19 protein-coding genes, 27 tRNA genes, 1 rRNA gene and 1 riboswitch are annotated in these 22106 nt (G+C 49.0%); of the genes, 43 read left to right on the forward strand and 4 right to left on the reverse strand.

All coding sequences use genetic code 11. From position 1 onward, the window contains the following. Positions 1 to 7 precede the first annotated feature (7 nt). From rrf to AC2JF8_RS08765, 17 genes are all read left to right on the forward strand, one after another. Positions 8 to 124 (forward strand): 5S ribosomal RNA (gene rrf, locus AC2JF8_RS08685). A 5-nt stretch (positions 125 to 129) separates the two neighbouring features. Further along, a tRNA-Val gene (locus tag AC2JF8_RS08690) sits at positions 130 to 202 on the forward strand. Between the two features lie 4 nt (positions 203 to 206). Then, a tRNA-Lys gene (locus tag AC2JF8_RS08695) sits at positions 207 to 279 on the forward strand. Between the two features lie 12 nt (positions 280 to 291). Then, positions 292 to 373 (forward strand) — tRNA-Leu (locus tag AC2JF8_RS08700). A gap of 30 nt (positions 374 to 403) precedes the next feature. Then, positions 404 to 476 (forward strand) — tRNA-Thr (locus AC2JF8_RS08705). A gap of 12 nt (positions 477 to 488) precedes the next feature. Further along, a tRNA-Gly gene (locus tag AC2JF8_RS08710) sits at positions 489 to 560 on the forward strand. A gap of 10 nt (positions 561 to 570) precedes the next feature. Then, a tRNA-Leu gene (locus AC2JF8_RS08715) sits at positions 571 to 656 on the forward strand. Between the two features lie 9 nt (positions 657 to 665). Beyond that, positions 666 to 739, forward strand: a tRNA-Arg gene (locus tag AC2JF8_RS08720). A gap of 5 nt (positions 740 to 744) precedes the next feature. Beyond that, a tRNA-Pro gene (locus tag AC2JF8_RS08725) sits at positions 745 to 818 on the forward strand. A 28-nt stretch (positions 819 to 846) separates the two neighbouring features. Beyond that, a tRNA-Met gene (locus tag AC2JF8_RS08730) sits at positions 847 to 920 on the forward strand. Positions 921 to 933: 13 nt separating this feature from the next. Further along, a tRNA-Ile gene (locus AC2JF8_RS08735) sits at positions 934 to 1007 on the forward strand. 31 nt (positions 1008 to 1038) lie between these two features. Then, positions 1039 to 1112: transfer RNA gene (locus AC2JF8_RS08740), tRNA-Met, on the forward strand. A gap of 3 nt (positions 1113 to 1115) precedes the next feature. After that, a tRNA-Asp gene (locus tag AC2JF8_RS08745) sits at positions 1116 to 1189 on the forward strand. A gap of 6 nt (positions 1190 to 1195) precedes the next feature. Continuing rightward, a tRNA-Phe gene (locus tag AC2JF8_RS08750) sits at positions 1196 to 1268 on the forward strand. An 18-nt stretch (positions 1269 to 1286) separates the two neighbouring features. Further along, positions 1287 to 1357: transfer RNA gene (locus AC2JF8_RS08755), tRNA-Gly, on the forward strand. 5 nt (positions 1358 to 1362) lie between these two features. Continuing rightward, positions 1363 to 1436 (forward strand) — tRNA-Ile (locus AC2JF8_RS08760). A 4-nt stretch (positions 1437 to 1440) separates the two neighbouring features. After that, positions 1441 to 1530, forward strand: a tRNA-Ser gene (locus tag AC2JF8_RS08765). A gap of 265 nt (positions 1531 to 1795) precedes the next feature. Here the strand turns inward: AC2JF8_RS08765 and AC2JF8_RS08770 are convergent. Both AC2JF8_RS08770 and AC2JF8_RS08775 read right to left on the reverse strand, forming a co-directional pair. Next, complete coding sequence (locus tag AC2JF8_RS08770; protein WP_500762738.1) at positions 1796 to 2386, reverse strand: transposase; 591 nt, start codon at positions 2384 to 2386, stop codon at positions 1796 to 1798. Then, on the reverse strand, positions 2305 to 2580 hold the full coding sequence (locus tag AC2JF8_RS08775; protein WP_500762739.1) for a transposase family protein: 276 nt from the start codon (positions 2578 to 2580) through the stop codon (positions 2305 to 2307). Before AC2JF8_RS08775 ends, AC2JF8_RS08770 begins: the two co-directional genes overlap by 82 nt. Positions 2581 to 3044: 464 nt before the next feature. Between AC2JF8_RS08775 and AC2JF8_RS08780 the strand changes: the two genes are divergently transcribed. The 22 genes from AC2JF8_RS08780 (at position 3045) to AC2JF8_RS08885 (ending at position 15857) form a co-directional block, all read left to right on the forward strand. Then, entirely contained in the window at positions 3045 to 3185 is a 141-nt protein-coding gene (locus tag AC2JF8_RS08780) for a hypothetical protein (RefSeq protein ID WP_500729628.1), read from the forward strand. A gap of 25 nt (positions 3186 to 3210) precedes the next feature. Then, positions 3211 to 3510, forward strand: coding sequence for a hypothetical protein (locus AC2JF8_RS08785; RefSeq protein WP_500762740.1), 300 nt, complete (start codon positions 3211 to 3213; stop codon positions 3508 to 3510). A 382-nt stretch (positions 3511 to 3892) separates the two neighbouring features. Continuing rightward, positions 3893 to 3964: transfer RNA gene (locus AC2JF8_RS08790), tRNA-Glu, on the forward strand. 27 nt (positions 3965 to 3991) lie between these two features. Continuing rightward, a tRNA-Ser gene (locus tag AC2JF8_RS08795) sits at positions 3992 to 4078 on the forward strand. A gap of 10 nt (positions 4079 to 4088) precedes the next feature. Continuing rightward, positions 4089 to 4162: transfer RNA gene (locus AC2JF8_RS08800), tRNA-Met, on the forward strand. 3 nt (positions 4163 to 4165) lie between these two features. Continuing rightward, a tRNA-Asp gene (locus AC2JF8_RS08805) sits at positions 4166 to 4239 on the forward strand. A gap of 6 nt (positions 4240 to 4245) precedes the next feature. Beyond that, a tRNA-Phe gene (locus tag AC2JF8_RS08810) sits at positions 4246 to 4318 on the forward strand. A gap of 7 nt (positions 4319 to 4325) precedes the next feature. After that, positions 4326 to 4407, forward strand: a tRNA-Tyr gene (locus tag AC2JF8_RS08815). Between the two features lie 4 nt (positions 4408 to 4411). Beyond that, a tRNA-Trp gene (locus AC2JF8_RS08820) sits at positions 4412 to 4482 on the forward strand. A 12-nt stretch (positions 4483 to 4494) separates the two neighbouring features. Then, positions 4495 to 4567: transfer RNA gene (locus AC2JF8_RS08825), tRNA-His, on the forward strand. A gap of 7 nt (positions 4568 to 4574) precedes the next feature. Then, a tRNA-Gln gene (locus tag AC2JF8_RS08830) sits at positions 4575 to 4646 on the forward strand. Positions 4647 to 4670: 24 nt separating this feature from the next. After that, a tRNA-Cys gene (locus tag AC2JF8_RS08835) sits at positions 4671 to 4741 on the forward strand. 41 nt (positions 4742 to 4782) lie between these two features. Continuing rightward, positions 4783 to 4867, forward strand: a tRNA-Leu gene (locus tag AC2JF8_RS08840). 116 nt (positions 4868 to 4983) lie between these two features. Beyond that, the gene (locus AC2JF8_RS08845) at positions 4984 to 6156 is read left to right on the forward strand and encodes a glycosyltransferase family 4 protein (protein ID WP_500762741.1); all 1173 of its coding nucleotides are present in this window, start codon (positions 4984 to 4986) and stop codon (positions 6154 to 6156) included. Beyond that, on the forward strand, positions 6149 to 7192 hold the full coding sequence (locus AC2JF8_RS08850; protein ID WP_500762742.1) for a glycosyltransferase family 4 protein: 1044 nt from the start codon (positions 6149 to 6151) through the stop codon (positions 7190 to 7192). The genes AC2JF8_RS08845 and AC2JF8_RS08850 overlap by 8 nt, the downstream gene beginning before the upstream one ends. Further along, entirely contained in the window at positions 7192 to 8217 is a 1026-nt protein-coding gene (locus AC2JF8_RS08855) for a lysylphosphatidylglycerol synthase transmembrane domain-containing protein (protein WP_500762743.1), read from the forward strand. The genes AC2JF8_RS08850 and AC2JF8_RS08855 overlap by 1 nt, the downstream gene beginning before the upstream one ends. Positions 8218 to 8286: 69 nt before the next feature. Beyond that, positions 8287 to 10347, forward strand: coding sequence for an LTA synthase family protein (locus AC2JF8_RS08860; protein WP_500762744.1), 2061 nt, complete (start codon positions 8287 to 8289; stop codon positions 10345 to 10347). 69 nt (positions 10348 to 10416) lie between these two features. Beyond that, positions 10417 to 10650, forward strand: a complete 234-nt coding sequence (gene secG, locus AC2JF8_RS08865) for a preprotein translocase subunit SecG (RefSeq protein WP_500729634.1) — start codon at positions 10417 to 10419, stop codon at positions 10648 to 10650. Between the two features lie 65 nt (positions 10651 to 10715). After that, positions 10716 to 13052 (forward strand): ribonuclease R, encoded by a 2337-nt coding sequence (rnr, locus tag AC2JF8_RS08870; protein WP_500762745.1) that lies wholly within the window; start codon positions 10716 to 10718, stop codon positions 13050 to 13052. Between the two features lie 9 nt (positions 13053 to 13061). After that, positions 13062 to 13520 carry an SsrA-binding protein SmpB gene (smpB, locus tag AC2JF8_RS08875; RefSeq protein WP_500729636.1) on the forward strand — a complete coding sequence of 153 codons (459 nt, stop codon included), beginning with the start codon at positions 13062 to 13064 and terminating at the stop codon, positions 13518 to 13520. A 271-nt stretch (positions 13521 to 13791) separates the two neighbouring features. After that, complete coding sequence (locus AC2JF8_RS08880; protein WP_500762746.1) at positions 13792 to 14448, forward strand: nitroreductase; 657 nt, start codon at positions 13792 to 13794, stop codon at positions 14446 to 14448. Between the two features lie 74 nt (positions 14449 to 14522). Continuing rightward, positions 14523 to 15857 (forward strand): hemolysin family protein, encoded by a 1335-nt coding sequence (locus AC2JF8_RS08885; protein ID WP_500729638.1) that lies wholly within the window; start codon positions 14523 to 14525, stop codon positions 15855 to 15857. Positions 15858 to 15906: 49 nt separating this feature from the next. On the opposite strand, the gene hpt is transcribed toward AC2JF8_RS08885, so the two are convergent. Further along, positions 15907 to 16482, reverse strand: a complete 576-nt coding sequence (hpt, locus tag AC2JF8_RS08890) for a hypoxanthine phosphoribosyltransferase (protein WP_500729639.1) — start codon at positions 16480 to 16482, stop codon at positions 15907 to 15909. Positions 16483 to 16722: 240 nt separating this feature from the next. Between hpt and AC2JF8_RS08895 the strand changes: the two genes are divergently transcribed. Both AC2JF8_RS08895 and AC2JF8_RS08900 read left to right on the forward strand, forming a co-directional pair. Next, a complete protein-coding gene (locus AC2JF8_RS08895) occupies positions 16723 to 17805 on the forward strand; it encodes a M42 family metallopeptidase (protein WP_500762747.1) in 1083 nt (360 codons plus the stop codon). 160 nt (positions 17806 to 17965) lie between these two features. Further along, positions 17966 to 18056: riboswitch (TPP riboswitch) on the forward strand. 46 nt (positions 18057 to 18102) lie between these two features. Continuing rightward, positions 18103 to 18687 (forward strand): ECF transporter S component, encoded by a 585-nt coding sequence (locus AC2JF8_RS08900; RefSeq protein WP_500729641.1) that lies wholly within the window; start codon positions 18103 to 18105, stop codon positions 18685 to 18687. A 154-nt stretch (positions 18688 to 18841) separates the two neighbouring features. Here AC2JF8_RS08900 and udk read toward each other — a convergent pair whose 3' ends face one another. After that, entirely contained in the window at positions 18842 to 19483 is a 642-nt protein-coding gene (gene udk, locus AC2JF8_RS08905) for a uridine kinase (protein WP_500729642.1), read from the reverse strand. Positions 19484 to 19674: 191 nt separating this feature from the next. Between udk and AC2JF8_RS08910 the strand changes: the two genes are divergently transcribed. Continuing rightward, the gene (locus AC2JF8_RS08910; RefSeq protein WP_500762748.1) at positions 19675 to 20526 is read left to right on the forward strand and encodes a LysR family transcriptional regulator; all 852 of its coding nucleotides are present in this window, start codon (positions 19675 to 19677) and stop codon (positions 20524 to 20526) included. Between the two features lie 99 nt (positions 20527 to 20625). Next, the gene (locus AC2JF8_RS08915) at positions 20626 to 22101 is read left to right on the forward strand and encodes an FAD-binding protein (protein WP_500729644.1); all 1476 of its coding nucleotides are present in this window, start codon (positions 20626 to 20628) and stop codon (positions 22099 to 22101) included. Positions 22102 to 22106 lie beyond the last annotated feature (5 nt).

Raw genomic sequence — 22106 nt, forward strand, 5'->3', positions numbered from 1 at the left:
AGAAAAGTACGGTGGCAAGAGCAAGAAGGAAACACCTGTAACCATGTCGAACACAGTAGTTAAGCTTCTTCACGCCGAGAGTAGTTGGTGGGAGACTGCCTGCGAGGGTAGGACGCTGCCGTGCTTTATGGAGGATTAGCTCAGCTGGGAGAGCATCTGCCTTACAAGCAGGAGGTCACAGGTTCGAGCCCTGTATCCTCCATACCGAGTCGTTAGCTCAGTCGGTAGAGCATCTGACTTTTAATCAGAGGGTCGACGGTTCAAGCCCGTCACGACTCATGGCCCCATTTTGCGGGTGTGGCGGAATTGGCAGACGCGCTAGATTTAGGTTCTAGTGTTCTCGGACGTGTGGGTTCAAGTCCCACCACCCGTATTCGCCAGTATTGTACCATATTTACATTATGCCGATTTAGCTCAGTTGGTAGAGCATCTGTCTTGTAAACAGGGGGTCGTACGTTCAAATCGTATAATCGGCATTACATATTTATGCGGAAGTAGTTCAGTGGTAGAACATCACCTTGCCATGGTGGGGGTCGCGGGTTCGAATCCCGTCTTCCGCTTTCATTACTTGCCGGGGTGGCGGAATTGGCAGACGCACGGGACTTAAAATCCCGCGGTTGGTTTCAACCGTACCGGTTCGACTCCGGTCCTCGGCACTTAATGACGCACCCTTAGCGCAACTGGATAGAGTGTCTGACTACGAATCAGAAGGTTGAAGGTTCAAATCCTTCAGGGTGCATATAACGGGAAGTGGCTCAGTTTGGTAGAGCACCTGGTTTGGGACCAGGGGGTCGCAGGTTCGAATCCTGTCTTCCCGATTAGTAATCTTTTTGTGGTTACTTTATTGGCGGTGTAGCTCAGCTGGCTAGAGCGTCCGGTTCATACCCGGGAGGTCGAGGGTTCGATCCCCCCCGCCGCTATTTGCTAGAGCTTGGACCTTTAGCTCAGTTGGTTAGAGCAGACGGCTCATAACCGTCCTGTCGTAGGTTCGAGTCCTACAAGGTCCATTTGATGGGTTTTGTACTTTTATATTAACATCGCGGGATGGAGCAGTCTGGTAGCTCGTCGGGCTCATAACCCGAAGGCCGGTGGTTCAAATCCACCTCCCGCAATATGGTCCATTGGAGCAGTGGTTTATCTCGCCTCCCTGTCACGGAGGAGATCATCGGTTCAAATCCGATATGGACCGTAAGATGGCTCGGTAGCTCAGTCGGTAGAGCAAAGGATTGAAGCTCCTTGTGTCGGCGGTTCGATTCCGTCCCGCGCCATTAACAAAATAATTTTGTGCGGGTATGGTTTAGTGGTAAAACGAAAGCCTTCCAAGCTTTAGTCGCGAGTCCGATTCTCGTTACCCGCTTTTTGGGGCCTATAGCTCAGCTGGTTAGAGCGCACGCCTGATAAGCGTGAGGTCGATGGTTCAAGTCCATTTAGGCCCATTATGGAGACTTACTCAAGTGGCTGAAGAGGCGCCCCTGCTAAGGGTGTAGATCGGGTTATTCCGGTGCGAGAGTTCAAATCTCTCAGTCTCCGTTTATAAAAGCCTTCAATTGTCACGATTGAAGGCTTTTTTGTCTCTTTGGCAAACATCCTGTTGATAGAGTTTGATAATATTTTTGATCGAGCATCAGGTGACTGAAGCTGCGGTAGCCGTATGCAGTGCGTTCAATCTGTTTGATCTAGCGGTTGACCCCTTCTAGGCAGCCGCTAGATTCTTTGTACTTGGCTGCGTTAAGCAGGTTAGATAGATTGTCCTTGAAAGTTTTGCGCGTAGTCCTCATCTGCCAGCCTAATTTTTCTAGCTGGTCAAAGGGCTTGAGATAGAGTCTTCAGAAATATTTGAGCAGGCGATAATTGCGACTAGCCTGGGATACTGCTTCATAATCTGAATGCGGCAGGCGTTAAATGAGCGGTTGAGCATCTGGACGACGTGGAAGCGGTCCAGAATCACCCGAGCATTCGGGAAAAGTTCCTTGGCCATGCCCGCATAATAGTAGTTGAGGTCCATGGAAACCGTTTTGACGCGGCGGCGTACAAGCTCGGGGTAATGTCTGAAGTAGGTCATGATGGCCTGCTTATAGCGTGTTGGCAGGATCTTGACCACCTGATGAGTAGTGCCGTCTAGGGCAATGGAGTGCAGCTTGCGCCCCACGCCCCGAAATTCATCAAAGGCCAGGTGTCCGGGCAGCCAAGTGTCGTCATCATGAAAGGGACTGGCGTACTGATCCAGCACGCGCTGGACGGTATTGACGGAAACGTTGGCAAAATGTGCAATCGAGGTCATAGACCAGTCGTTGCGCAGGCTGGTTAAGATTTTGCGCTTAACGGGATTGGCAATAGCACAATGCTTGTCAACCAGGTCAGTTTGGGCATGGCGTTTTGCCCACAATCCTGGCAGATAATGCGCTCTTTAGCTAGTTTAAGCAGCACGGGCTGGCTGGCAGCGCTGCTTAAGTATCTGATCTTAACGCGGGCGTGACCATTGTGACAGACGTGAGGCGAGTGACAATAAGGACAAGCAAAGAGCTTTAGAGTGCAATAAACCACATTAGGTTCAACGTTATTAATTGTTTCCAGGACCACCTGGTTAATTTTCAGGTTAGGGTCTTTAATGTTGAGCTAAAATTTAATATAATCAAGGTGAGAGGTCATAAGTAAACTCCTAAATAGATCTGAAGAGTAGTGTCAAAAGATATATGGCAAGAGGCTGAGGGCCTCTTTTATTGTGCCCAAAAAATCCTGCTGGTAGCATACCATAGAAGCTAGACTAAGATATCTATCAACAGGATTTCTTATAGAGCACTTTTACGTGCTCTTGCCACTACTGTCGCAAGAAAAAATTTATAATATTTGGTTGGGTATCAAGCAAGCAAATTGTTTGGTGCTGTTAGGATTTGTTTAAAATCATTACCATTCAAGATCAATTGAATGCATCTGGCGAATGATGATAATGACTTTATATCAGATGTTATAGCTAAATATATATAACCAATAATGTGGACCGTGGCCTCTATTCTACAACTAAATTAAAGTAATAGAAATAAACTATGCAGGCATATGCCACTGCTATTGTTACAATTGATCAGGTCAACAAGGAACTGGAAAAGGAATGGCAAGAAGCCATTAGTAAACTTCAAGGTAGTTACGGTTCAGAGGCAATTACTTCTAGTGTTAACGGGCACGTTTAGCCAAAAAGTTTCTGATAGCAACTCGATGGCTGAGTTTGAAGCTGCGAAGCTAAAGGCGGAGCAGAATATTGCCAAAGCTGTTATCCAGGACGCGGCTGCGAGCGCTAAGAACAGAGTCGATGAAGACGAAGTCAAGCACAAGGACGGCAGCAAGTTCGCAGACAGTGAGAAGGCTACAATCAAGGCTAATATTGACAAGGCAGCAGCTGATGGCGTGGGTAAAATCAGCACAGACAAGACTGCTGGTGAAGCCAACAGCATTTGTGACGATGCGGTCAATATTGATGGCAAGTCGTTAAGATTGGCTCACAATGCATATAATTAGGATTATCTGACAAATCGCTTCTATAACTAGAACCAAGCAAAATGCATCCAAAATGCCGGGCACCATGTTAGTAAGTTAAAAATCATTGCTAAATGAGTGTGTCAAAGTTGCCTGACTTTGCCGCTAAGCGGCAATTGCTAAATGGTGCGGGGGAGAAGTGTTATGGTGGCCAGCAGCGGGTGCTGTTTGGTGCTACTTAATGAAGATAAATTGGCTTTTTTTATTTAAAGGACTTGCAAGTTGGCTTGTAATCCTGTATTATGAATAGCGTTGTGATTGAGTATGCACGCACGAATAAATTTATCAAGCGCGAAAAAGTTGTTGACTTTTACGGGTGAATTAGGTATTATAATTAAGCGTGTTGTCAATGTAGCAGCAATATGACCCGTTGGTCAAGTGGTTAAGACATCGCCCTTTCACGGCGGTAACATGGGTTCAAATCCCGTACGGGTCATTACCGTTATTGGTATATTTACATTTTGGAGGATTACCCAAGTGGCTTAAGGGGACGGTTTTGAAAACCGTTAGACGGTTCTGCCGTGCGTGGGTTCAAATCCCACATCCTCCTTTAATATTAGCGCGGGATGGAGCAGTCTGGTAGCTCGTCGGGCTCATAACCCGAAGGCCGGTGGTTCAAATCCACCTCCCGCAATATGGTCCATTGGAGCAGTGGTTTATCTCGCCTCCCTGTCACGGAGGAGATCATCGGTTCAAATCCGATATGGACCGTAAGATGGCTCGGTAGCTCAGTCGGTAGAGCAAAGGATTGAAGCTCCTTGTGTCGGCGGTTCGATTCCGTCCCGCGCCATCAGCCTGGAGGAGTAGCGAAGTGGCTAAACGCGGCGGTCTGTAAAACCGCTCTCTCTGAGTTCGGCGGTTCGAATCCACCCTCCTCCATAATAGGGATATAGTATAAAGGTAGTACATCGGTCTCCAAAACCGCTAGTGTGGGTTCAATTCCTACTATCCCTGTTTACCTTCATGGCGGAATTGGTGAAGGGGTTAACACACCGGTTTGTGGATCCGGCATACATGGGTTCGAATCCCATATTCCGCCCTAGCATTGGGATATAGCCAAGCGGTAAGGCACTAGACTTTGACTCTATTATGCGCTGGTTCGAATCCAGCTATCCCAATCTATTAATAAAATATTATTCGATGGCGGTGTAGCCAAGTGGTAAGGCAGAGGTCTGCAAAACCTTAATCGTCGGTTCAAATCCGATCCCCGCCTTAGGTGGTTCACTCATTGAACTATTCTTAACAAGATATTATGGCGGTGTGGCGGAATTGGCAGACGCGCCAGACTCAAAATCTGGTGTCCGTTTAGGACGTATCGGTTCGACCCCGATCACCGCTATCAGTTAGCAGCTCCAAGCAGGAGCTGCTTTTTTGTTATAAAAAGCAGGTTTTTCTTTCCAAAAATTGCACAAGCAGGACCAAATCTTTATAATATTTTTAGATGGAGGTGTCTACATGAATATTGGTATTTTTACCGATACATATTTTCCCCAGCTGAGTGGTGTGGCGTCATCGGTTAAGACGCTGAAGGAGGCGCTCGAAGAGCAGGGGCACAACGTTTTTATATTCACGACGACCGACCCGCACCTTGAGAAGGGGATGGTTGAGGCCAACGTCTTCCGCTTCAGCAGCGTGCCCTTCATCTCCTTTACCGACCGGCGCGTAGCCTTTAGAGGCTTCTTTGAAGCGACCAAAATTGCGCGCGAGGTCAAGCTGGACGTCGTTCACACGCAGACCGAGTTTGCGCTCGGGATGATGGGCAAGTATGTTGCGCACCAGCTAAAAATCCCCGCAATCCACACGTACCATACGATGTATGAGGATTACCTGCATTACGTCTTAAACGGACACTTGCTCCGCCCGTACCACGTGAAGCAGTTTACGAGTGTTTTTCTTAAAAATATGGACGGCGTCATTGCTCCAAGCACGCGCGTACAGGCGTTATTAAGGCGCTACAAGGTGATAATTCCAATGAAGGTTATTCCGACCGGTGTGGACGTTGCCAGCCTTAAAAAGCCCGCAACGCACGATGTTCGCAGCGAACTCGGCATATCACCGGATGCCCCGGTTTTATTGACCCTCAGTCGGATTGCCGAAGAGAAGAAGATCAACCGCATTTTGAACGTCATGCCGGAAATTGTCGATGAGTTCCCCTACGTACAGCTGGTAATTGCCGGGGACGGTCCCGGCGTCGAAGTCTTGCAGGAGCAGGTGGAGCGGCTGACGCTCGAGGACAACGTGATTTTCACCGGGGACGTTCCGCATAGTGATGTGGGCTCGTTTTACCAGATGGCTGACCTGTTTGTTTCCGCCAGCGACACCGAAACACAAGGGCTGACTTACATCGAGGCACTGGCTGCTGGTACCAGGTGTGTCGTTTACGACACGGACTACACGGAGGGCGTCTTTAATGATGCGTCTTTGGGCACGGTCTTTACCCGCCCCAGTGAAATGCGCGATCAGATTTTGTTCTACCTGCGGCAGGGACGCCAGGCCATTCCCGAAGATAAGCTGACGGCGAAGCTGGACCAGATTTCCGCACGGCGTTTTGGCAGCGAAGTGCACCGGTTTTACGAAGAAGTAATTGCGAATTACCAAGAAAGTTCTAAAGAGGAAACAAATGATTAGGATCAACATGTTCTCACAAGCTACATCAGTCAAGGGCCAGGGCGTAGGATCGGCCTACCAGGAACTAATCACCCTGCTCAGGACGCACCTGGTTGACGAATTTTACGTAACCAACAACAAGTACGGTGTGAGCGATTTGACCCATTATCATACGATCAACCCGACTTACTTTGCCAATAGCTTCTCACCGGCGCGCGGCCGCAAAATCGGCTACGTCCACTTTTTGCCGGAAACGCTGGAGGGTTCGGTTAAACTCCCAAAAGGCGCCAAGAAGATCTTTTACCGCTACGTCGTCGACTTCTATAAGCGCATGGACCAGATTGTTGTTGTTAACCCAATCTTCATCGATAAGCTTGTCAAGTATGGCATCAAGCGCAAAAACGTGAGGTACATTCCCAACTTTGTGGCCAGGGATGAATTTTACCCCGAGTGCCAGGAACAAAAAAATGCGTTTCGGCACCAGTTGGGCATTCCGCTGGATAAGTTTGTTGTCTTTGGCGACGGTCAGGTGCAGGCCCGCAAGGGTGTGGACGACTTTGCCAAAATGGCGAGGGCCAATCCGGACATGCAGTTCATCTGGGCGGGTGGCTTTTCGTTCGGCAAAATTACCGACGGCTACGACCACTTCAAGGAACTAGTCGATAACCCGCCACAAAACCTGCAGTTCACGGGAATCATCGACCGCAGCCGGCTGGTTGATTACCTCAACGTTGCCGACCTCTTCGTGCTTCCATCTTTTGATGAGCTTTTTCCCATGTCCGTTCTCGAGGCCTTCAGCTGTGGTACGCCGGTGCTGCTCCGCGACCTTGACCTGTATGAGGCAATTATTAGCGGGTACTACATGAAGGGCAGCGATTTTGCGGAAATGAACGCACGGCTGCGTCAGGCGGCCGGTGACCCTGTGCTTTTGCATAAGTTCAGGGACTTATCTCGGCAGGCGAGTGAAAAGTATTCAGAAGACAACTTGGCCCTGATTTGGAGTGACTTTTACCACGAACAGTATGAAATCGGGCGCAATTTAGGACAAATACGCTGATGAATAAAAAACATTTCTGGGGCGTTCTGGTTGTTTTGGCAATCAGCTGCGGCGTTTTGTACCTTGACCTGAAAAAGACGCCGGTTAGGCAATTGGTTGGGGCCGCCCGCAACATCAATGTGGCTGTCTTAATCGTGACCATGCTCTTGATGCTTTTATCGTACGTCTTCGAAGCCAGCATCATAGCGGTCCTCGCCCAGCGCAAAACCGAGCCACACCGGTCGAGGTGGGCTTTTTTGCGCATCCCGCTGATTCAGGCCCTCTTCAATGCGATCACGCCGATGTCGACCGGTGGTCAGCCGTCACAGTTGGCCGCCATGGTGCAGATGGGTATCGAAGGTGGACGCGCGACGTCCATTCTGTTAATGAAGTTCATCATTTACCAGGTCGTCGTTTTTTTTGCCTACGTGGTGACAATCGTTACCGGCTTTCACATGGTGGCAGCCAAATTTGCCGGGCTGGCCTTTTTCATTGCGTGCGGCTTCGCAATCCACGTCAGCTCGATCGTTTTTTTGCTGGCGGTCTTGTTTGCCCACGATTGGACGAAGAAGACGGCCAACCGGCTGATGGACCGGCTGGCCCGGGTGATTAGTCCGAACCGGGTGGAGAAGTGGCGCAAAAATACGGTGGCGAAGATTGATACTTTTTACGGGGAGAGTCAAAAGCTCAAGCGGGAGAAAAAGAAGTTGGCACTGAGCGGCCTCCTGACGGTGCTGCAGCTACTGTGCTTCTATTCCATTCCCTATGCGATTCTAGTGACGCTGAACGTTGCGGCCGACTGGGCGAGCGTCACGCAGATGAACGTGATGATCATCATGTTCATGTCAATTGTGCCGCTTCCGGGCGCGTCAGGCGGTGCCGAGTACAGCTTTCAAACGCTCTTCGCGACTTTTATTTCCACCCGGGGAAGCCTGGTTTTGGGCATGTTTTTATGGCGCTTTGTGACCTATTTCCTGGGCATGATCCTGGGCATTTTCGGCTGGATGGTCAAACCGCCCCAAATTTTTAGCTCCAAAAATAATTAATTTTTGCTAAAATCACTAGGCTTTGGTCCAGTTAAGGGTAATATATTAGCTTAGTGAGAGGAGAATGGGATGACACGCACCAAGTATTTTATGCAGTGGTTGACTAAGACCAAACTTGGTTTTTTTACCTTTGTTCTAATATTATTTTGGTTAAAGACATACCTGATATACATAACCAAGTTTAACCTGGGTGCGGAAGGCTCGATGCAGAACTTTCTGCTGCTGGTCAACCCGCTGCCGGCGGGAATCTTGCTGCTTGGGCTCGGCCTCTTCTTTAAGGGGCGCAAGTCGTACTGGATTATTATCACAATTGACCTGGTGCTCACCCTGTGGCTGTTTTCCAATATTTTGTATTACCGCGAGTTTTCTAATTTTTTGTCGCTCTCGATCATCAAGACGTCGGGATCAACTGCCGATAATTTGGGCAAAAGCATTGTGGGCATTACCCGTGCCAGCGATTTTTTAGCCTTTCTAGACGTTGCGGTTGTTTTCGGCTTGATGTGCGCACGGGTGATTCGATACGACTTGCGGCCTTTAAAGCCGCGGTTTACCGTGCTCGTAGAGGGACTGGCGGCCGCCTTGATTGGGGTCAACCTGATGATGGCGCAGGCGGACCGTCCCGGTCTGTTGACCAGGACCTTTGACAACAGCTATATCGTGAAGTACCTCGGCATCAATGAGTATGCGGTCTATGACGGCTTCAAAACGGCCCAGACCAGCGAGCAGATGGCCAAAGCCAACGTGTCCGACCTGGGATCGGTTAAAAAGTATTTGAAGTTCAACTACGTTAAGCCGAACCCGCAGTACACGGGCGTGGCCAAGGGCAAGAACGTCATGGTCATTCACCTGGAAAGCTTTCAGCAGTTTTTGATTGGCTACAAGTGGAAGGGCAAGGCGGTGACGCCCAATTTGAACAAGCTCTTTCATTCTAAAAGCACCCTGAGTTTTGCCAACTTTTACAACCAGGTGGGCCAGGGCAAGACCTCGGATGCCGAGATGATGCTGGAAAATTCACTGTACGGCCTCCAGTCCGGATCAGCGATGTCCAGTTACGGGACGTCGAATACGTTCGAAAGCGCCCCGGCAATTCTGCACCAGCAGGGCGGTTATACTACGGCGGTAATGCACGGCGGGGCCGGGTCCTTCTGGAACCGCAACAATGCCTACAAGCAGTTCGGCTACCAGTACTTCATGCCGCTGTCCTACTATGTGAACAAGCCCAAGTACTACATCGGCTACGGTCTCAAGGACAAGATTTTCTTTTCCCAGTCGATCAAGTACATCGAGCGCCTGCCGCAGCCGTTCTACCTGAAGCTGATCACGGTAACCAACCACTACCCCTATGACCTGGACAAGCCCAACCAATCAATCGAGCGAACGGATACCGGCGATGAGACGGTCGACGGCTACGTCCAGACTGCACGCTACCTCGACCAAGCAATCGGTCAGCTTCTCGCCTGGATGAAGAAGACCGGTCTTGCTAAAAACACGCTGCTTGTCCTTTACGGCGACCACTACGGGATTTCCGGCAACCACCACAAGGCAAGCGCCCAGCTGCTCGGACAGGACGAGTTCACTGATTTTGATAACCTGAAGTTTCAGCGGGTTCCCCTGATGTTCCACATGAAGGGACTAAAGGGGGGCGTTAAGAAGACGTACGGCGGCGAAATTGACGTGCTGCCAACCTTGCTCAACCTGCTCGGAATTAATAGCCGGAAAACGATTCAGTTTGGTCACGACCTGCTGAGCAAAGACGCCCCGCAGCTGGTGGCGCAGCGCAATGGCGACTTCATTACGCCGCAATACGCCAAGGTGGGCAGCACCTACTACGATGTTCGGTCCGGCCAGGAGATTGTTGATCCCCCTAAAAAGCTGGAGGCGCGGCTGGTTGGCCTGTCGAACAAGGTCACCACGCAGCTCTCCTTGTCTGACCGGGTGATTGCGGGCAACCTCCTGCGCTTTTACAAGCCGAAGTGGTTTAAGAAGGTCGATCCGCACGATTATGACTACAATAGTGCTGCGGCGCTAAAGAATCTTTACGCCAAGAACAAGACGTCCTTGTGGCATAAGAATCACAATAAGAGCACGCAGAAGGATTTTAGGACCGACGCGCCTGAACTAGAAAAATAAAACTCGAATTAAATTACATTTTGTGCTAGAATTTATCAGTAATCGTATTTAAATATTGGAGGCAGCGTATTGTATAACTTATTTATGACGCTACTAATTATTGTTTCAATTTTAATCGTTGTTGCAACGATGATGCAGCCGCAAAAACAGCAAGATGCATTGAATGCCCTATCCGGCGGAGCAGTGTTTAGTGGTCAAACAAAAAAACGCGGTTTTGAGGCATTTATGGAAAAGGTGACGGCGGTCCTGCTGGTTCTCTTTTTCGCTTTTGCAATTGTATTAGCTTATTTGTCTTCAAAATAAGCGTTGGTTCCTCCCGATCAAGCGATGGGGGGATTTTTTATTTTTAAGGAACGGAGATTAAGTGCATGGCACAAAATGAGCATATTTTAGCTAGTGTTTTAGAAATCTTTCGCCATCACCCCAAGAAACAGTATCAAGTAGAAGAAATTGACCGGCTGTTGCGGCGCGACTGCCTCGGCAATTTTTCCGATATGGTCAAGGCACTGTCTTTTTTGGAACAGAAAAAGCAGATTATTACCGACGGCAACGGTCGTTACCAACTGGCCCAGGAAAACACTGTGGTCACCGGTTCATTTAAGTCCAACAGCAAGGGCTTCGGCTTTGTTAAGCTTGATGATGACGAGGAGGCAGACGATGTCTTCATCGCTAAGGAGGCGACCGCGTGCGCACTGGATGGCGACCAGGTGCAGGTCAAGATTACGGCTGGGGGCAACACTTGGAACGGCAAGGGTCCTGAAGGCCAGATTGAAAAGATCCTTGAACGCGGCGTTACCGCTGTGGTGGGCGAATTTCACCCACTGACGGACGCCCAGGTCAAAATCAGCCACTTTATCGGCTACGTTGTAAGCACGAACAAGAAGCTGGCTGACTACCGCGTGTACGTCGGCCAGGATGGTTTGCGGCCGCAAAAAGGCGATATTGCCAAGGTTTCCATTAAGGAATATCCAACCAAAAACAACCCCGATTCACTGACTGGGGTCGTTACAAGCGTGATTGGCAATAAGAATATGCCCGGCGTTGACGTCATGGCCATTGTTTCGAGCCATGACGTGCGTACAGAGTGGGATGAGGACGCGCTGGCACAGGCCAACGCCATTCCCGACCACGTGACGGAAAAGGAAATGGCAGACCGCGAGGACATCAGGGACCAGCCGGCCGTGACGATTGACGGCGACGACTCCAAGGACTTCGATGATGCGGTTGTTTTGTGGAAATTGCCCAACGGCAACTTTCACCTCGGTGTGCATATTGCCGACGTTGCGCACTACGTCAAGGAAAAGACGCCACTCGACCAAGAGGCCTTTACCCGCGGCAACAGTACCTACCTGGTTGACCGGGTGATTCCGATGCTGCCGTTCAGGCTTTCTAATGGCATCTGCTCGCTCAATGAGGGCGAGGACCGGTTGGTTTTGTCGTGCGACATGGAGATCACGCCGGCAGGCGAGCGAGTAAACTACCGTATTCACCCTTCGGTGATGCGTTCGCAAGGCCGGATGACCTACAATAATGTCAACAAGGTCCTCGATCCGAACAACCATGAACACTTGGCGGACAAGTACGTCAAGCTAGCACCAATGCTACAAGATATGGCGGAATTGCACAATGCCCTTTACCAGCAGCGGCACCACCGTGGGGCAATCGACTTTGAGGAGCCGGAAGCAAAGATTATTGTTGATGACAAGGGCAAGCCGACCGACATCGTTCTGCATGACCGGGGAACGGCCGAGAAGATGATCGAATCCTTCATGCTGATGGCTAACGAGACGGTAGCGGAGGACTTTTACCGGAAGCACGTGCCGTTTCTTTACCGGGTGCACGAGACGCCGGACGGCGAGCGTATCAAGAGCTTCTTTGAATTTTGCAGTGCCTTCGGACTGCATATAACGGCTGACCCCAACCACGTTAAGCCTGCGGACCTGCAAAAGGTGGTGGCTAAGACAACGGGCACGCCCGAGGAAGCCGTCGTGCAGATGATGATGCTGCGGAGTCTGAAGCAGGCGCACTACTCGGAAGAGCCGCTCGGCCACTTTGGGTTAGCCGCCAAGTTTTATACGCACTTCACCTCGCCCATCAGGCGTTATTCCGATTTGATGGTGCACCGGATGATTCATGCATACAGTGCTGAGGGCACGGGCAAAGAGGTGCAGGACCACTTCAAGAGCTACCTGCCTGACGTTGCCGATCAGACTTCAACGCAGGAACGCGTTTCGGTTGACACCGAGCGCGAGGTGAACGACCTGAAGATGACGGAATACATGGAAGACCAGGTCGGCCAGCACTTTGATGCAATCGTTTCGTCGGTGCTCAGTTTTGGGATGTTTATCCAGCTGCCGAACACGGTGGAAGGACTCATCCACATCTCAAATTTGACCGATGACTTCTATAGCTTTAACGAAAAGAATATGACCCTGACCGGTCGGGGCACGCACAAGCAGTACCGCGTGGGGATGCCGATTAAGGTGACGCTGACGAATGCAAACGTCGAGCAGCACCAGCTGGACTTTGAGGTCTACGACCCCAACGCTCCTAAAAATCCGCACAACAATCGTGCTGCAGGCAACCGCAGGCGCGGCAACCGCGGCTTTCACAATGATCACGGTCGACGCGGCGGCAATGGCGGCAATAACGGCAAATTCCGCCACAACGGCAACCACCCGCACATTAGCAGATACAAGCATTAGGGTAGAAAAGTGAAGAAAGAAAAGAACGAAAACTTAGTTGCTCAAAATAAAAAAGCCCACCATGATTACTTTATCAAGGAAACTTTTGAGGCCGGCATCGCGTTGACCGGTACTGAGATTAAGTCTGTCCGTGCTCGCCGCATCAACTTGCGGGACGGCTACGTGCAGATTATTAACGGTTCTGCTTTTTTGGAAAATGTGCATATCAGCGAATATAAGCAGGGCAACCGCTATAACCACGAACCGCTGCGCCAGCGCCGCCTCCTGCTGCACAAACGGGAAATTTTGCGGCTGGCTAAGCAGCAGGCAGAACGGGGAATTGCGCTTGTTCCTCTCAGGGTTTACCTCAAGCACGGCTTTGCCAAGGTTTTGATTGGCGTAGGCCTGGGCAAGAAGAAGTATGATAAGCGCGAGACGATCAAGAAGCGCGACCAGGAGCGTGAATTGCGCCGGCAGTATAAAGTTTGAATTTAAGGTTTGATTAGCTTGCTAATTAAACTTTTTTATTACAGCTATTTGGGTGCACAGACAGAGAAAATGGTCATCTGACCGCTTATTTTGCAATGTTTGGGTTTATCCATTATATTATTAGTAAGAGGGGCAAGGCAGCGCTTTTTTGTAGCACATTTGCTCCGGACGCTGAACTTTTGGCCCGAAAGTAGAGCGCATATTTTTAAAAATCATTTTTGTGGTGTATAGTATCTTCTTATACACAGTTTTGAATATGAGAATTTGAAGAATGGAATTTAATGACGTATACAGACATGAACGTGTGACCCGCAAGTTTACCAGCCGCAAAGTTAACGAAAAACTTCTGGCCGAGATTATCAAACGAGCTCAGCAATCTCCGTCCCTGCTCAATTCGCAGCCCTGGAAGGCGTACATGGTAACAGGCAAGGCCCTCAGCAGCCTGAAAAATGCCGTAAAACAGAAGATCGACAATAAGATTAAGCCCCACGAGGACTTCGCGACAATGCTAGCGCTCAACTGGGACCCTTATCCTAGTCAGAATATGGCTGCGGTAGGCGCGTTTCAGCCTTATTTTTTCTATAACAAGATGGAATTGTTTACCACCGCAAATAACTCCATGTTTAATGCGCCGGACATTGTATTTCTGACGATTCCACAGTCTTCACCGGCTTGGTCGGTCTACGACTTGGGAATCTTTTCGCAGAGCATCATGCTTTTGGCAATTGACGAAGGGTTAGCGGTCATGCCGGCACACTCGATGGTGTCATATCCGGAACTGGTCCGCGAATACGGACATATTCCCGAAGATGAGCTTGTGGGTATGGCAATCGGCTTGGGTTATCCAGACAAGGCCGCCGAGGTCAATAATCCGAAATATATTCCGGGGCGGCTGCCGTTCGAAAAAATTTATAAATTGGTTAAATAGACATGCTTGCCGGACCACGGAGCGTAGACAATGCTAGGATAGAGTAAATTGATTTTTTTAAAGGTGATATAAATTTGAGTACTCCCCAAATAGTTACTAATTTAATAGCAACTTTGGTAATTTTTGTTTTCGCGGCCTTCTTTGTGGCCGCAGAATTTGCCCTGGTGCAGACGCGGCCCAGCCAGCTTGAGGACATGCTGAACAACAACACGGGCAACCGGCGCAAGGTCAAGTGCGCACTGCATATGGCACGCAACCTCAACGAGTATCTGTCGACCACCCAGGTTGGTACGACGCTGGTCGGCGTTGTCCTGGGCTGGTTTTCAGCGGATACCTTTGCGGCGCTCTTTGAGCGGGTCCTGCATTTGATGCAGCTGAATCATGCACTGCTTAGGTCCGTCAGTGCTGTTTTGGGCGTAATCATGTTGACCTACCTGGAAGTGGTAGTGACCGAGATAGTGCCCAAGAATATTGCAATTGACATGCCGGTTAAAATGCTACTGAAAATGGTCACGCCGCTGCAGCTTTTTCATACCCTGGTATACCCATTTGTTTGGCTGCTTAATACGAGCTCGAGCGGCCTGCTCTCTTTACTGGGCTTCGAACCCGCGGAAGAAGAAAACCAGGTATACTCGCAGTCCGAAATCATTAAACTCTCCCGCAAAGCGGTGCACGGCGGCGCACTCGATCAAAACGACCTGACCTACATGAAGCGCGCCTTTGAGCTCAACGACAAGGTAGCCAAGGACATCATGACCGACCGGACCAGGCTGATTGTCATCAATGCAACCGACACAATCAGGCAGGCCCTGAAGATGTACCTTGATGAGGGTTCCAGCCGCCTGCCGGTTGTCCGTGACAATAACAAGGACGATATCGTCGGCTACATCTATGCTTTTGACGTTGTTCAGCAAAGCCAGGTTGATGCAAGCGTTCCGGTGACGCGCATTATCCGCACGATGATCACGGTACCGGAGTCGATGCAGATTCAGGATATATTGCACCTGATGATCAAGAAGCACACGCCGATTGTTTTGGTGGTGGATGAATACGGCGGTACCAGCGGCATGGTGACCGATAAAGATATTTACGAAGAGCTTTTTGGCACGGTTAAGGACGAGATTGACGATGTTTCAGACGACTACATCATCAAAGATGAAGGTGGCAACATTCGCGTCTCGGGCAAGACCACGCTCTACGACTTTGCCCGCTACTTCCACCGGGACCTCAAGAGCTTTCAGAACAGCGACATCATCACGATTGGCGGCTACATGATGGAGCACTACCCCGACCTGAAAAAGAATGAGTCGGTGGAACTGGAGGGGTTCAGGTTCACGCTGGACAGTACCGAGCAGGGGTTCATGCGCTGGTTTGTTGTTAAGCCGCAAGAAGAGCGGGAAACGGAATAAGGCCGCACACAATAAAAAGGAATTACCATCCAGGTAATTCCTTTTTTGCTTATCCTTGCTTGTTGTTGGCACGCTTGATTATTTCGGGTTTGACCACGCCAATGTAACGGAGGTTGCGGTAGAAACCCATGAAGTCCAGCCCGTAGCCGACGACAAATTCATTGCCCACCTTTGAACCGTAGTATTCAATCTCGACGTCGGTGTTGCGGTTGGCCTCCTTGTTGAGCAGAACGCAGCACTTCACGCTGCGGGCACCGCGCTTTTTGAGCAGGTCCTTCATGTACTTCAAGGTTAGTCCAGTGTCAACAATGTCTTCAACGATTAGAACGTCGCGGTTCTTAACGTCGCTGGCAAGGTCAGAGATGAGTTTGACTTCGCCGGACGATTCAAAACCGTCGCCGTAGCTGGAAACATCTATAAAATCAATTTCTTCCTTGACGTCCATTTCCCGCACCAGGTCGGTTAGAAAGAAGATGGCCCCTTTGAGGGCACCAACAACTAACGGCTTCTTGCCTGCATAGTCAGCAGTCAATTGCTTGCCCAGCTTAATGCACAGCGCGTGAATGTCCTCTTCAGTAAACAATTTATGATCAATAATACTGTTAATATCGTCGCTCTTCGGCATTTATCTACCCTTCATTTTAAGTAACACAAAATTCCTAATAATCTCGATTATATCATTTTTCTGCTAAAAAGGTACTGCGTATGACGATTTTCGGATAAACTTGGCGCTTGCGGCGGCACAAGCGGCCCCCTTAACGGGCACGCTGACGATTTTGCTGAAAATAAGCTTAAATTGCGCACGCAGGTCTTAAAGTTTTTGCTACAATGAAGGGAGATATTATTCAAGCGAAAGGTCACTACAATGGAAAAAGAACAAGAAATCAAAATGCTCAAAGCATTCTCGGATGCAAATGCCACCTCGGGCTTTGAGGAAGAATTCGTTAAAATGTTTATCGAAAACGTCAAGGAGATCGCCGACGTCAACGTTGATGGCATGCTCAACGTGTACGCTGCCAAGAAGGAAAACAAGGCGGGCCGGCCGGTGATTCAGCTCGATGCGCACTCAGACGCCGTTGGCTTCATTACGCAGGCGGTGCGCCCCAACGGGATGATCAAGTTTGTTCCGCTCGGTGGGTGGGTCAAGTACAATATCCCGGCTCTGCGCGTCAAGATTAGGAACAGAGACGGTGAATACGTGCCGGGCGTTGTTGCCACCAAGCCGCCACACTTCATGACTGCGGCCGAAAAAAACAACGTGCCCGATGTTGCCGACATGTCGATCGATGTTGGTTCGACTTCACGCGCGGAAACTATCAATGATTACCGAATTGATACAGGCTGTCCGATTTTTGTGGACGTTAAGTGCGAATATAACGACAAGTCCGGTCTGTTCTTCGGCAAGGACTTTGACGACCGCTTCGGTGCTGCTGCCATGGTCGATGTCTTGGACAACCTGCAGGGCGAGGAGACTAATCTTAACGTTGTCGGTGCACTCTCCAGCCAGGAAGAAGTGGGCCTGCGTGGCGCCTATGTTACTGCCCGTGCGGTTAAGCCCGACCTGGCCATTGTCCTCGAGTCTTGTCCCGCCGATGACACGTTCACGCCGGACTGGCTCTCCCAGACCGGCTTAAAGCGCGGTCCAATGCTGCGCGACATGGACACGACCTTCTTGCCGAACCCCAAGTTCCAGGAGTATGCTTGCGCATTAGCCGATAAAAACCACATTCCATACACGCGCTCCGTTCGGACCGGTGGCGGTCAGGACGGTGCTGCGATTTACTACGAGAACGGGGCACCGACCATCGTGATTGGCATCCCGGTCCGCTATGAGCATTCACCGTACTGCTTCAGCGCCTACCATGACTTCAAGGCGTCCGTTGATTTGGCCGTTGCGATTATCCGGGACATGACTCCAGAAAGACTGGCCAGCTTTAGCAAGTTTTAATGGCGCTCTTTTTGGTAAAAGACATGCAAATGAAGCTACGCATGAAAAGAATCATTAAAAAGCAATGGGCAAACGGTTCAGATTGAACAAAAAGCGCCTGGGCGAAAAGTCCCCGGGACAGATAACGTCGAATGTGTTAAACTGTTAAGAGTAAAATAATGAGAGTCACTAGGGGTGCCGCATTAGCTGAGAAATACCCTCCGAACCTGAACGGGATAATACCTGCGCTAGGGAAGTGTTATTGAAGTAGATATGATCGTACTCCTACTGACTTAAGATTAGTTAGGAGTATTTTTTATGTTTACAAGATCATCGAAGTGGAACGTCAAGTCGATTATTCTGATTGCACTGATTGGCATAATCATGGGTGTGGTTTACACCTACGGCTTTAACTGGGCCTTTAATATAGTTAAGTTGGCGTTAGTTTCAACAGGTTATGCGCCACTTACCGACACCGTCTTTTGTGGCCTCTGGTTGCTGGCAGGACCGCTAGCTATGTACTTTGTGCCAACAACAGGGTCAGGAATGATTGGTGAAGCCCTGGCTGCAATTGTAGAAATGGCAATTGGGGGTCAGTGGGGGGCAATTACGGTTCTGCAGGGCTTCATTCAGGGCGCTACCAATGAGATTGGCTTCTTTCCGAAAAAAGAAAACTACCGTAATTTTTCTTGGCGAAGTGTTCTTACAGGGGCCTTTTTTGCCAGTCTTGGTAGTTTTATACCGACCTATTTCTTATATGGCTGGGGTAAGTACAGCGTCCAACTGCAAATTGCCATGTTTATCACAACTGTACTTTCATGTCTTATCTTTGATGGTGTCTTTGCCAAGCTGATTACTAATTTGTTTGATCGGACTTTGCAGCCTCGTGTTGATCATGATTAGTTAAAATAACTAGTAAAAAAGAGTCTGGGAAAAAAGTGCCCTTGAAGTTAAATTAAAAAATTTCACAATTTAAAAAGACCGATAAATCAACGTTTGATTAACGTGATTTGTCAGCCTTTTTAGTTAGATTAGAGTTTTTTCCCAGACTCTTCTTTTATTTAATGCTTTTGCCGAGAATAGAATGAACCTTGGTCGTCAACATGTCGATAGCCACGTTGTTTTCACCGCCCTCGGGTACGATAATGTCCGCGTAGCGCTTGGTCGGTTCAACGAACTGGTGGTACATGGGCTTGACCGTACTAAGGTACTGGTCAATGACTGACGCGCTCGAGCGGCCACGCTCGTCCATGTCGCGCTCGAGTCGCCTAATGAAGCGGATGTCATCGTCGGTATCGACATAGACCTTAATATCCATCAAATCACGAATTTCCGCGCTGGCCAGAACCAGGATGCCCTCGAGAATGATGATGTCGGCGGGCTCAACGTGGAGGGTCTTATTGCTGCGCGTGTGGGCCTTAAAGTCGTATATAGGCATTTCAATGGGTTCGTAGCGCAGCAGTGCGGCCAGCTGCTTTTTCAGCAGCGGGACGTCAAACGCATCGGGGTGGTCGTAGTTGATGTTCAGCCGAACGTCCATGGGGATGCCTGTATTATCTTTATAGTATGAATCCTGAGTCATAATCAAGACGTGTTCATTTTCCCGCATTTGCTCGACGATTTTACGCGCAATAGTCGTTTTACCACTGCCTGAACCACCAGTAATGCCAATCACAACGGGCTTTTCGAGTTTTGCCATTTGGATGCTCCTTTTTAATCACTAAACATTTTACTTTATTTTGGAGTGAATTACCAATAGTTGAGGATAAAAATCGCGTCTTTACCGGCGCTTTTTAATTTTGGCTTTGACTTGTTGCGCTTTTCTTATAATATTAAATGTGAAAGCAATAATTTGATTATGAAATGGATAAAAAAATGAACTATAACCTAATGCCAGTAAAATATTTTATTGATGTGGTGCAGACGCATGGCTTTATCTCGGCCGCTAAGCGCAATTACGTTTCTGAGACTGCAGTCAGCTCCGCAATTAAAAAACTTGAGGTCGAGCTGGGTCAGAAGCTGATTAACCGTTCAGTAGGAGAATTAAAGCTAACGCCGGTGGGCGAAGAGTTTTACAGGCGCGCGGTAGAGATAATTAACCTGTATAGCGAAATCTGGCATCACCCTAACTTTGACCCCAAGCAGCTTCTGCGCATTCACTTCCTACCTGGTTTCGAAAATGAGGCGGTGGTGTTTGCCGCAAAGCTCCCGCAGAATTACCAGTTTAGCTTTGACGAAGAAGATTTCGAAACAGGCATCAGACGGCTGATTAATGGTAATTATGACCTGCTGGTCGGCTTTGAGCTGGCCTTTGCGGGCAACAGGAAGGTGGAATGTTTGCCACTGCGAACGATTAGCTTTGATCTTTTGTTGAATCGAGACAAACTTGAGGAGTATAACGGCAATGCACGGGCACTTGCTCAAAAGAGCACAATTTACATGCAGAACTGGCAGTCGACAGGCATCATGAATATTCAGCGGGCAATACTGGAGATATATAACGGTGATGGCTGGGGCTATCAGCAGATTGATCAAATTAACAGTTTTTCCGCGGCCTGCCTCAATGTCAACTATAACGGTGGGCTGGCCATGGTTCCGGAATCCTTTGTCTTGCCCGCCAAGTGCATGAATATTTACCGCTGCTCACCGGCTCATCTACAGGGTGCGTTCACTGTTGTTCTTGCACTAAATGCGGGTGTTTCTGACCAATTAAAAAAAGTCCTTAAGTGGGCAACAACTTAAAGTTATTGACGGCAACTTTTATGTGTTAGCGATTACAAGCAAGCTAGATTAAAATTTATTTGTAAGTTAAATTACAATCAAGAAAGGAAGTAAATAAACATGGATTCTATTTCAACCCAAGTTGTCGTTGTGGGATCTGGTTCATCCGGCATCTCTGCTAGTTTCGAGCTATACCAAAGAAAAGTCCCATTCGTATTGCTAGAAAAGGGTAATAAAGTTGGAGGTGCCGGTAAGTTTGGCGCCCATGGTGTTTTTGCCATTAATTCGGACGAACAAAAGGAACGCAAGGTTAAATACGGTTACCGGGAAGCTTTCACTGGTTTGACCGATTATAATCATTTCTTTGTCAACGGTGAATTATTGGCGCGTTTCTTGAAGCGGTCAGGGGCAAACATCAGTCGACTTGTAGAAATGGGTCTACCAGTGACGGTAGAGCAGAGTGAGCAGAAGGCCCACATGAACGATCCACTTGTCTACCACAAATTTGATAACTTTGGCGAAAAAATAGTCAACTGGGACAAGTTGCCGGCTAAGTTTGAAGCTGCTAACAACAAGGTCTTACTTGAAACTGCGGCGGTGGACCTGGATTATGCAGATGGATTAAAGGCCGTAATTGCTGAAGGCAAGGATGGACACCGCATTAGGATTAAGGCTCAAAAGGTTATTTTTGCCGATGGTGGCTACTGCGGTAATGAGCAAATGCTTAAATCAAGATATTCAGATGCTGCTGAGCTGCTTAACCTGGGTGAGCACAAGTCGGACGGTACGGGCATCAGACTGACCCATAAGCTTGGTGCAGACTGGCGGCATAGCCCGGCTTTGTTTGCTCATGGCTGCGCACCAAGCAGGAACATCAACCCATTGAAGCGGGACAGTGCCGTTGAGACCTTGACCAATCTGCCGCTTCTCTGGCTTGACCAGACTGCCAATCGCTTTGTCAATGAGGATGTGGTCTACGACTTCGCCATGTGGGGCAATGCAGCCCACAACGTGCATGGCAAGTACTACGTTGTGGTTGACCAGAAGACGCTTGACACGTTCAGTCAGACTGAGATTAACCTTGAAGACACGTTTGAGCGCCAATTTTGTAACGTAGGAGAGACCCCGAGAACAACTGTTGGACCGTTATCGCATATTCAAGCGGACTTTGACGAAGCAGTCAAGACGGGAGAAGTAGTTAAGGCAAAGACACTAGAAGAGTTAGCCCAGAAGCTGCATCTGCCACTTGCATCATTGAGAAGAAACATTGATGTATATAACCGGGCGGTTGAAGAGAACAATGATGAAACATTTTTAAAGCCAGCGGACGAATTACTGTTTGGAGTCCATGAAGGTCCGTATTACGCTATCATTGAACACTGTGCAATCTTGGGAACAATGGATGGCATTAACGTTGACCGCAACTGCCAACCGGTCACTGAGGATGGCACGCCGCTCAAAGATCTGTATATTGTCGGCAATAATGCTAATGGTTTATATTCAGACGGCTACCCTAGCTACGAGGGTATTGCCAATGGCTTTGCCTTCGTGTCGGGTTGGATTGCTGCTGAGGAAGCAATTAAAAGTTTAAATTAGTAGGA

It is taken from the genome of Lactobacillus sp. CA30L (assembly GCF_059900845.1).